The following is a 9,089-nucleotide window of genomic DNA, read 5'->3' on the forward strand; positions in this document are numbered from 1 at the left end:
ATCCGGTATGACAGGTAATCCGGTATGACAGGTAATCAGGCATGACAGGCCGCTCCGATTCGCTGCCCCTGGCTTGGGCCAGCCTGCTCATCGAAGAGCTCTACCGGCTGGGACTGCGCCATCTGTGCATAGCGCCGGGCTCCCGCTCGGCCCCCCTGACCCTGGCCGCCGCCCACCATGCTGGCATCCGCTGCCATCTGCACTTTGACGAGCGCGGACTCGGCTTCTTCGCGCTGGGTCTGGCCAAGGGCTTGGATCAGCCCGTCGGCATCATCACCACCTCGGGCACAGCGGTGGCCAATCTCTATCCTGCCGTCATAGAGGCGAGGCTGACCCGAGTGCCGCTGCTGGTGCTCAGCGCCGACCGCCCCGCCGAGCTGATCGACTGCGGTGCCAATCAGGCCATTACCCAACCAGGGATCTTCGCCAGCTATCCGGTGTTCCAGCAAGCCCTGCCCACGCCCGAACCGCGCCTCGATCCGCGCTTTTTGCTGGGCTCTGTGGATCACGCCTGGCAGCAGCTCACCCAGCTTCTCGGCCCCGTCCATCTCAACTGCCCCTTTGCCGAACCCTTGTACCCCGGCCAGGGCGAGCCCCTGCCCGCAAGCTGGTGGCAGCCACTGGCGCAGTGGCTGGTCAGTGAGCAACCACTCACTATCTATCACAGCGCCAGCGCTGCGGTGACTCCGACTCACGAGAGGGAGCCTGAGTGGGTGTCCTTCAGTCAGCAGCGCGGCGTTCTGGTGGTCGGCGAGATCCGTCACCCCGAAGAGGCGCAGGCGGTGGCAAGGTTGGCCCAGGCGCTGGGTTGGCCCCTGCTGGCCGATGTGCAATCCCGACTGCGACTGACCGACGGGGTCATCAGCCATTACGATCTGGCGCTGCACTCCCCCCGTTTTCGCGAGCAGTTGGCCGAGGCGACCGTGTTGCTGCAGGTGGGTGGCCGCCTGATCTCCAAACGGCTCAACCAGTTTATTAGCAACCACCCCTGGCAGCAGCGCTGGCTGCTGGCCGACCACGATGAGCGTCTGGCCACCGATTACGGCCTGCAGCGCCGTCTGGTCGCGCCCATCGCGTCCTGGTGCGCCACCCATACGCCGCCGCAGCCCAGAGCCCCCTGGCACCGGCTCGATCGGCTGCCCAACCAGATCGCCACCTCATTACCCCAGTGGCTGCCCAGTTGGAGCGAGCCGGGGATCTGCCACTGGCTCTGCACCAGAAACCATGGCCCCCTGCTGCTGGGCAACAGCCTGCCAGTAAGAATGATGGATATGGTGGGACAAGTGGGCATGGCGGGACAGCTAAGCGAGGGAGAGGTAAGCGAACACTCACTGTCACAAGTGATTACCAATCGGGGTGCCTCGGGGATAGATGGCCTGATCGCCACCGCCGCCGGTGTGGCCACGGCCCGACCAGATCGCTGCACCACTCTGCTGCTGGGGGATACCTCGGCCCTGCACGATCTCAATAGCCTGGCGCTGCTAAGCAAACTCACCTCGCCCTTTGTACTGCTGCTGCTCAATAATGACGGCGGCGCCATCTTCTCACTGCTGCCCGGTGCCGCCGCACTACCCCAGCTCGACGACTTCTTCCGCCTGCCCCATGGCCTGGACTTTGCCCATGCCGCCGCCCAATTTGGCCTGAACTATCAGGCACCACGGGATCTGGCACAGCTGGACGAGTCCTACGCCACGGCCAGCCAGGGAGGTGTCACCCTGATCGAGTGCCGTCTGCCCGCCGATGATGCCGCCTCCGTGCTCAAGGCGCTGGCTGGTCACTGCCAGGACCTCTGAACAGCATGGCCGCCCCGACCCTCGTCTTCCTGCATGGTTTTCTCGGTGAGGCCACCGAATGGCAACCTCTGATTAAGCAGTTGCCACCTGTGCTGCGTCCTCGTTGCCTCTGCCTTACCCTGCCGGGACACGGCAACCCGGGCTTGGCAACCTGTTCGTTCGCCGACTGGCCGGACTGGCTTGATCATCAGTTGCGCCAAGCAGAGGTCGGTGAGTACCTGCTCTATGGCTATTCCCTGGGGGCTCGGCTGGCCCTCTCTGCCGCCGCCAGCGGCCTGCATGCCCCCCGACCGGCTCATGATGCCTATCAAGGCAAGGGCCCCCGTCGCTGTGCTCTGATCCTGGAAAGTGGTCACCCGGGACTAAACTCGGCGGCAGAGCGCCGGGAGCGAGCCAGTCATGACGCCAGCTGGGTACAGCGTCTGCGCCATGAGCCTCTGCCCTGCTTTCTGGAGGCGTGGTATCGTCAGGCTGTCTTCAGCGATCTGGATGAGCAGGAGCGGCAGAGACTCATAGCACGGCGCAGCCAGCAGGATGGCCGCAGACTGGCTCGCATGCTGGCCGCCACCAGTCTGGCGCGCCAGCCCGATCTGCGCCCCTGGCTTAAGAACAACGAAGCTCCCCTGCTCTACCTCAGTGGCGAGCGGGATGGCAAATTTACGGCCCTGGGTCGGCAGCTGGCGGCAGCCTGTCCGTCACTGGAGCACGGCGTGCTGGCCGAAGCGGGCCATAATCTGCACCTGTCCCGACCCGAGGCGCTGGCCGGTCTGTTAAGCAACTGGCTGGGCAGGCACCATTTCCTTTAATCGCTATAACTCGACGAGAAAACAAGATGACACAGCAAGATCCCTTCTACGCCCCCATCAACTGGCACGACTGCAGCGGCGACTTTCAGGATATCCGTTACCACAAATCTGAAGAGGGGATTGCCAAGATCACCATCAACCGTCCCCAGGTGCGCAACGCCTTCCGGCCGCTGACGGTGCAGGAGATGATGGAAGCACTGCAGGATGCCCGCTTCGATGCCGGGATCGGTGTCATCATACTCACAGGCGAAGGGGAGCTGGCCTTCTGCTCCGGCGGGGATCAGAAGGTGCGTGGCGATTACGGCGGCTATCAGGATGACGAGGGCACCCATCACCTCAACGTGCTGGATTTCCAGCGCCAGATCCGCACCTGTCCCAAGCCGGTGGTGGCCATGGTGGCCGGTTACGCCATCGGTGGCGGCCATGTGCTGCATATGATGTGCGACCTGACCATAGCCGCCGACAATGCCCGCTTCGGCCAGACTGGCCCCAAGGTGGGCTCCTTCGATGGTGGCTGGGGCGCCTCCTATATGGCCCGCATCGTCGGCCAGAAGAAAGCCCGGGAGATCTGGTTCCTCTGCCGTCAGTACGATGCTGCTGCCGCGCTGGAGATGGGGCTGGTCAATACCGTCGTACCAGTGGCCGAGCTGGAGCGGGAGACAGTGCACTGGTGTCGCGAGATACTGCAGCATAGCCCCATGGCCCTGCGCTGCCTGAAGTCTGCATTGAATGCCGATTGCGATGGCCAAGCGGGTCTGCAGGAACTCTCTGGAAATGCGACTATGCTCTTCTATATGACAGAAGAGGGCCAGGAAGGCCGGAATGCATTTAACGAGAAGCGCAAACCCGACTTCTCCAAATTTAAACGGAACCCATGATGGACATAACCCTATATCGCTATCGCTTGCCACTGAGCCAGCCGATCCAGTTTCATGAGCAGCAGCTCGAGAATCGCGAAGGCTTGTTGCTGAAGTGGGGCAGCAGTTGGGGCGAAATAGCACCGCTGCCCGGTTTTTCAAAAGAGACGCTAGCCGAAGCCGAGGCCGAGGCGATCCTCTGTCTCAAGAGTCGGCAGCAGGGCCGCCACCTGGTGCCGCAATTACCTTCGGTGCAATTTGGTTTTGATTGCGCCCAGCGCAAGTGGCCCGAGAAGATGAATGCCCCCCACTCCCCCTACATTTTACTGCTGGGCAGCCCGGATGAGATCATCTGGGGCTGGCGCGAGTGGCTCTATGACTATCCAGCCAAGGCCAAACTGAAGGTGGGGCGCCACCCCATGCGCGACGAGATAGCCATGGTGCGCGAACTCTGCCGGCTGGCGCCGCGTCTCAAGCTGGTGCTGGATGCCAACAGTGGCTGGACCCGGGAAGAGGCCTGGATCTTCATGAGCCACCTCAACCCCGCCAACATTGAGTATGTGGAAGATCCCTGTGCCTCCTTTGAGGATGTCAAAGCGGTAGCCAACCACACCGGCATTTCGGTGGCCTTGGACGAGCTGCTGGGCAGCACCCAAACTTGGGATAACTTCCCTCAGCTCAAGGCGCTGGTGATCAAACCCACACTCATAGGCTCTCTGGCCAAGTGCAAGGCGCTGGCTGACAAGGCCCATAGCCTGGGGCTCAAGGTCATACTCTCCTCCTGCTACGAATCCCAGTTGGGCAACCGACTGCTGGCCCAACTGGCCAGCGAATGGGCTCCTGAGCAGGCGCCAGGCCTCGACACCCTGCGGTACTTCACCACCTCTCTGTTCAAGGGCGAAACCCTGGCGGTGGATGAATCCCAACTTGAGGTGATATGGCGAGGCTAGAGCCATGACGCGGATCCCCTGCCCGATCCGCCTCCATGCAGAGCAGGGTTTACCGAGCCCGGCCATCCAGCTGGATGGTGGGGCGCTGAGTTATCAGCAGTTGGATAGACGGCTTAACGGGCTACAGCAGCAACTGGCAGACGCTGGACTGCTGCGCGGTTCATGCCTCATGGCTCAGGAGACAAATAGCCTGGAGTTGTTGCTGTTAGCCTGGGCCTGCCTGCGCTCAGGCATACTCTTCTGCCCCTTGAATCCGACACTGCCCCTTGCCCGCATACTGGAGCTCAGCGCGCGCCTGGATGCCGATGCCTGCTGGTTGCCCAAGTGGCCAGCCGAGCAAGGTGAACCGCCCTGCCCACGCCTGAACCTGGACTTCACCGCCCAGCTAGCTGGCCAAAGCGAACTGGGGCTGGAGAGTGAAGGGCTCAACAATCTGCTGCTCACCTCGGGTAGTAGCGGCGAACCCAAGATAGTCGCCCATAGATTGAATGCCCATCTGGCCAGTGCCATCGGCTCCCAACAGGCCATACCTCTGCAACCGGGGGATGGCTGGTTGCTCTCCCTGCCCCTGTTCCATGTGGGCGGCTACGCCATTCCCATGCGCTGCTTCCTGGCTGGTGCCACCCTGATATTGCCCGAACAACCGACCCCCTTGGCTCAGAGACTGCGGGAGCAGAACATAACCCATCTCTCCTTGGTGCCAACCCAACTCTATCGACTGCTACAGACCCCTGGCTTTACCCTGCAACAGACCCGGCTACGTCACCTGCTGCTGGGCGGCGCCCCTATACCGCAACCGCTGCTACACCGCTGCCAGGCGCAGGGTCTACATCCGCAAGTGAGCTATGGCCTCTCGGAGATGGCCAGCCAGGTCAATACCGGCTATGTCAGCCCGCTAGCCGGCGCCGTCGGCTTTCCCCTGCCAGGCCGGGAGGTGATGCTCAAGGAGGGCGAGATTTGTGTCCGCGGCAGGACCCTGTTTGCGGGTTACTATCAGGCTGGCCAACTGAGCCTGCCGCTGGATGATGAGGGCTGGTTTCACACCGGCGATCTGGGCCACGTCACCCCGGACGGCGAACTGGTGGTGAGTGGGCGCCGGGGTAACCGCTTCATCTGCGGCGGCGAGAATATCCAGCCCGAAGAGATAGAGGCACAACTGCTAAACCATGACGCAGTACGCCAAGCCTTGGTGGTCGGCGTTGCCGATCCCGAGTGGGGGCAAAGAGCGGTGGCCTTTGTGGAGCTAGAGCACGAGCTTCCCGACCAGGCTCTGATCCTCTGGCTGCGTAACACCTTGCCTGCCCATCTCATCCCCAAGCAGTGGTTGGCTTGGCCCCGAGATCTGGAGTCTGGATTGAAACCCAGCCGCCAGCTGTTTCAGCGTCTGGCCCAACAAGCGCAAGCGGCCCCAACTGAGGGACGCTAGCCCTCGTCAGGGCCAATTGTGGGCCCATTTCCCCCGCCGTTTTCCTTGGTTTTGTCACCGCAAGGCCGTATAGTCGGCACGATTCTTCGACAGGGTGTGCACTATGTTTCAAGATAATCCGCTGCTGGCGCAGCTAAAACAGCAGCTGCGGGACAATATCCCGAAAAAAGAGGGGGTCGTCCGCGGCTCTGACCGTGGTTTTGGCTTCCTGGAAACCGATAACCGCGAAAGCTATTTTATTCCGCCACCACAGATGAAGAAGGTGATGCACGGAGACCGCATCACTGTCCTGATCCGTACCGAAAACGAGAAGGAACAAGCCGAGCCAGAGACACTGTTGACCCCGTTCCTCAGCCGTTTCGTGGGACGCATCAAGTTGTTCAAGGATCGTCTCAACGTGGTTCCGGATCACCCTGTCCTCAAGGAAGTGATCAAGGCTCGCCCCATCAAGGGGCTGGACGAGAAACAGTTTCAGGAAGGGGATTGGGTCATTGCCCACCTCAAACGCCATGCCCTGAACGATGGCAGCCACTTTGCCGAGATCAGCGAACGCATCACCAGCGGCGATGATCCCGAAGCCCCTTGGTGGGTAGTGCTGCGCCGCCATGATCTGCCCCGCACCGCACCGACCGAAGCCGAAGAGTGGCAACAGCAGGAAGAGGGTCTTCCCCGTGAAGATCTGACGGCCCTGCCCTTCGTCACGATAGATGGAGCCTCCACCAAAGATATGGACGATGCTCTCTATGTGGTAACCACTCCTGAAGGGTGGAAGCTGACGGTCGCCATTGCCGATCCAACCGCCTATATCGAACCGGGCAGCGCCATGGATATCGAGGCCGCCAAGCGCGCCTTCACCGTCTATCTGCCGGGTCGTAACATCCCGATGATACCGCGTAGCCTGAGCGATGAGCTCTGCTCCCTAAAAGAGGGGGAAGATCGCCACACCCTCTGCTGTGAACTACTGATCCGCCAGGATGGCAGCATAGCCCCAGAGTTCCGCTTCTTCGCGGCCACCATCCGTTCTCAAGGGCGCCTCATCTATGACGAGGTCTCTGACTGGCTGGAACTGGGTCAAAGTGCGACATTTGCACCGAGTGAGACCATAGCCAATCAACTGCATGGATTGAAGGCCATCACTGAGGCGCGTCATGCCTGGCGCAGCACCCATGCCCTGGTCTTCAAGGACAAGCCTGACTACGCCTTCGAACTGAATGAAGCGGGCGAAGTGGTCGCTATCCACGTTGAGCCACGTCGCATCGCCAATCGCATGGTGGAAGAGGCGATGATCGCCGCTAACATCTGCGCCGGCGAGTTCCTGGCCAAGACCCCGGGCTATGGCATATTCAACGTGCATCCTGGATTTGATGCCGAAAAGTTGCCCGGCGCCATCGAGCTGCTCACCGCCCATCAGGCACCGCTGGCCGATGAGAGCATCAACACGCTCGACGGTTTCTGCCAACTCCGCCGCTGGATGGATGGCCTGCCCAGCCCCTTCCTGGATAGCCGGATCCGTCGCTTCCAAACCTTCTCCATCATGTCGCCGGTGCCGGGACCCCACTTTGGCCTCGGCTTATCCGCCTACGCCACCTGGACCTCCCCTATCCGTAAATATGGGGATATGGTCAACCACCGCATCATCAAGGCTCTGCTGAAGGGTAGCGATTGCCCGGCACAACCCAGCGATGAACTGGCTCAGTGTCTGAGTGATGCTCGCCGTTTCAACCGTTTTGCCGAACGCGATATTGGCGACTGGTTATATGTGCGTTATCTATTGTCGGCCGTCGGTACAGAACAAACGTTCCAAGCCGAGATCATCGATATAGTGCGCGGTGGGATGAAAGTGCGTTTGCTGGAAAATGGCGCCGTGGCCTTTATTCCTGCCGGACAGATCTTCAGCGACCGCAAGCGTCTGGAGTGCAGCTGGGATGATGGCTGCATCTATCTGGACAAGGAGAAGCGCTTTGAGCTAGGCCAACAGCTTCAGGTGCGACTAAAGGATGCCATCGAAGCCACCCGCTCCCTGGTCGCCACCCTAGCCGAGCCCCTGGATGTCCGCACCCAGGAAGAGAGCATCGAAGAGCTGGAGCATGAGGTGCGAGAGGCGCAAGCCAATGAGCCGACTGCCGTCCCGGACGACAGTGACGACGTTTAACCCCGCTCTACACAGGCCCTCTTTGCAGGGCCTGTTTTTTTAGCCCCAGATCTCTCCAGTTAAACCCCATACGCATAGCCGAATTGAAATGAAAAAGCCCGGAAGATCCGGGCTCTCTGGGTGTGGCTAACTATTACTTGAATTCACACAGGTAAGCGGTATCCACGTTGACTTGGAGTTGGAATGCGCTGTTGCCAGGAACATCAAATTGCTGGCCGGCAGCAAAGGTCACCCACTCATCCTGGCCTGGCAGCAACACGGTCAGAGCACCACGGATCACCACCATCAGCTCAGGGGCACCAGTGTTGAAGGTATACTCACCAGGAGCCATCACACCCACAGTCGCCTTGGCAGCACCATTAGCAAACCCGATAGACTTGACCTTACCTTCAAAATATTCATTCACGTTCAACATGCAATTGCTTCCTTGTTAGCATCCAAGAGTACATAGATCTGAATAAGGATATCATGGATGCATCCCCTCAAGCACCTGAGCTGCACTCTGGAACTCACGCCCAGCACGACCTGTTACATCTGACATCACTCGAGCAACAACGACTATTTTCTTACATGCTTTTCACATTTTAGCTACATAATGCAGGGGGTTAGATGTTGAGGTGAAACCTCAGATAAGCATAAAGCATTAGTCTTTCGCGACGGCGATCACAATGAAATCGATTTCTTGTTTGCTATCATTGCCAAGTAATGCTTTTGAATTAGAGTTGAATCGCAAAGATAAATTGATAAATAATACGAGGAGAGCAGCGATGGATAACCACCTTACCGAGATCAGTAACTCTTACCTGTTCAGTGAGTACCTCAGTTGCCTCGGGGTGGCCATGCCTAAATTCAAAGAAAACTGGGAATTAAAGCGGGGGAATCGCGTCTTAGCCAGGGTTCGCATGAGTGCAGAGGGTCAGGCTCGCTTTTATATTGCGGCATCGCAGCTATGTCAACGCGCGAACCGCTAGAGCTAAATCTGAAATTAAAAATGCAGCTAACAAAAAGCCCCGATATCACTATCGGGGCTTTTTGCTCACTTTACAGTCTAGTCACGTGCCTGCGAAGTAGTCTCCTACTCTCACATGCGGGTCATCTTCATGAC

7 protein-coding genes are annotated in these 9,089 nt (G+C 59.6%); 6 read left to right on the top strand and 1 reads right to left on the bottom strand.

All coding sequences use genetic code 11. The annotated features are described in order from the left end of the window. Positions 1–41 precede the first annotated feature (41 nt). From menD to ACZYTD_RS01910, 6 genes are all read left to right on the top strand, one after another. Positions 42–1,793 (top strand): 2-succinyl-5-enolpyruvyl-6-hydroxy-3-cyclohexene-1-carboxylic-acid synthase, encoded by a 1,752-nt coding sequence (gene menD / locus ACZYTD_RS01885; protein ID WP_463888427.1) that lies wholly within the window; start codon positions 42–44, stop codon positions 1,791–1,793. Positions 1,794–1,798: 5 nt separating this feature from the next. After that, on the top strand, positions 1,799–2,599 hold the full coding sequence (menH, locus tag ACZYTD_RS01890; RefSeq protein ID WP_463888430.1) for a 2-succinyl-6-hydroxy-2,4-cyclohexadiene-1-carboxylate synthase: 801 nt from the start codon (positions 1,799–1,801) through the stop codon (positions 2,597–2,599). A gap of 26 nt (positions 2,600–2,625) precedes the next feature. Then, complete coding sequence (gene menB / locus ACZYTD_RS01895) at positions 2,626–3,477, top strand: 1,4-dihydroxy-2-naphthoyl-CoA synthase (RefSeq protein WP_463888432.1); 852 nt, start codon at positions 2,626–2,628, stop codon at positions 3,475–3,477. Continuing rightward, a complete protein-coding gene (menC, locus tag ACZYTD_RS01900; RefSeq protein ID WP_463888472.1) occupies positions 3,477–4,406 on the top strand; it encodes an o-succinylbenzoate synthase in 930 nt (309 codons plus the stop codon). Before menB ends, menC begins: the two co-directional genes overlap by 1 nt. A gap of 4 nt (positions 4,407–4,410) precedes the next feature. Next, positions 4,411–5,832: an AMP-binding protein gene (locus ACZYTD_RS01905; RefSeq protein WP_463888435.1), complete on the top strand. Its 1,422-nt coding sequence runs from the start codon at positions 4,411–4,413 to the stop codon at positions 5,830–5,832. A gap of 103 nt (positions 5,833–5,935) precedes the next feature. Further along, positions 5,936–7,984: an exoribonuclease II gene (locus ACZYTD_RS01910; RefSeq protein WP_463888437.1), complete on the top strand. Its 2,049-nt coding sequence runs from the start codon at positions 5,936–5,938 to the stop codon at positions 7,982–7,984. Positions 7,985–8,117: 133 nt separating this feature from the next. Here the strand turns inward: ACZYTD_RS01910 and ppnP are convergent, their stop codons facing one another. Continuing rightward, positions 8,118–8,399 (bottom strand): pyrimidine/purine nucleoside phosphorylase, encoded by a 282-nt coding sequence (ppnP, locus tag ACZYTD_RS01915; RefSeq protein WP_463888439.1) that lies wholly within the window; start codon positions 8,397–8,399, stop codon positions 8,118–8,120. Between the last annotated feature and the right edge of the window lie 690 nt (positions 8,400–9,089).

The sequence above is a fragment of the Pseudaeromonas sp. HNCC25DJ180 genome (genome assembly GCF_055413345.1).

What these genes read in the sequence shown, in the direction of transcription:
- ppnP (WP_463888439.1), bottom strand. Translation starts at nt 8,399, where the DNA reads ATGTTGAACGTGAATGAATATTTTGAAGGTAAGGTCAAGTCTATCGGG.
- ACZYTD_RS01905 (WP_463888435.1), top strand. Translation starts at nt 4,411, where the DNA reads ATGACGCGGATCCCCTGCCCGATCCGCCTCCATGCAGAGCAGGGTTTA.
- menC (WP_463888472.1), top strand. Translation starts at nt 3,477, where the DNA reads ATGGACATAACCCTATATCGCTATCGCTTGCCACTGAGCCAGCCGATC.
- ACZYTD_RS01910 (WP_463888437.1), top strand. Translation starts at nt 5,936, where the DNA reads ATGTTTCAAGATAATCCGCTGCTGGCGCAGCTAAAACAGCAGCTGCGG.
- menD (WP_463888427.1), top strand. Translation starts at nt 42, where the DNA reads ATGACAGGCCGCTCCGATTCGCTGCCCCTGGCTTGGGCCAGCCTGCTC.
- menB (WP_463888432.1), top strand. Translation starts at nt 2,626, where the DNA reads ATGACACAGCAAGATCCCTTCTACGCCCCCATCAACTGGCACGACTGC.
- menH (WP_463888430.1), top strand. Translation starts at nt 1,799, where the DNA reads ATGGCCGCCCCGACCCTCGTCTTCCTGCATGGTTTTCTCGGTGAGGCC.